Source organism: Colwellia sp. MB02u-10, assembly GCF_014077185.1.
GTDB lineage: Bacteria > Pseudomonadota > Gammaproteobacteria > Enterobacterales > Alteromonadaceae > Cognaticolwellia.
In genome coordinates, this window is record NZ_JACGVK010000057.1 from 1 (window position 1) to 494 (window position 494).

At 55.3% G+C, this 494-nt stretch carries 1 protein-coding gene; it reads right to left on the bottom strand.

Translation table 11 applies throughout. From position 1 onward, the window contains the following. Positions 1–494 (bottom strand): YDG domain-containing protein (locus tag H4J59_RS01375; RefSeq protein ID WP_220469685.1); only part of this gene is annotated, 494 nt, incomplete at both ends.

A 494-nucleotide genomic window follows, 5' to 3' on the forward strand; every position in this document is an offset into this window, starting at 1 on the left:
TAGTTCGTGTTATCCGCACCGCCATAGCTGGTAGCGCTCAGGTTAACCGTTTTACCGGTACCGACATGCTTAGTATCAAAGGTACCCGTGCTCGCCACCGTAACAACATCCCCAGCGATCCAGCCAGCCGCACCGGTCACATCAGTGGCCGCTACTTTGTTCGCGTCGTAGGTTTTGTCGCCCGCAGTGATGCCACTGATGCTAATCGCTTTAGTGCTTACATCCGCGCTGGCAGTCGCCTGATCTGTGATGCTGTAGTTAGTGTTATCCGCGCCACCATAGCTGGTAGCGCTCAGGTTAACCGTCTTACCGGTACCCGCATGCTTAGTATCAAAGGTACCCGTGCTCGCCACCGTAACAACATCCCCAGCGATCCAGCCTGCGGCACCCGAGACATCAAGGACCGCGTCGGTGTTTGCATCGTAGGTTTTGTTGCTTGCCGTAATACCACTGATGCTGATCGCTTTAGTGCTTACATTCGCGCTGGCAGTCGC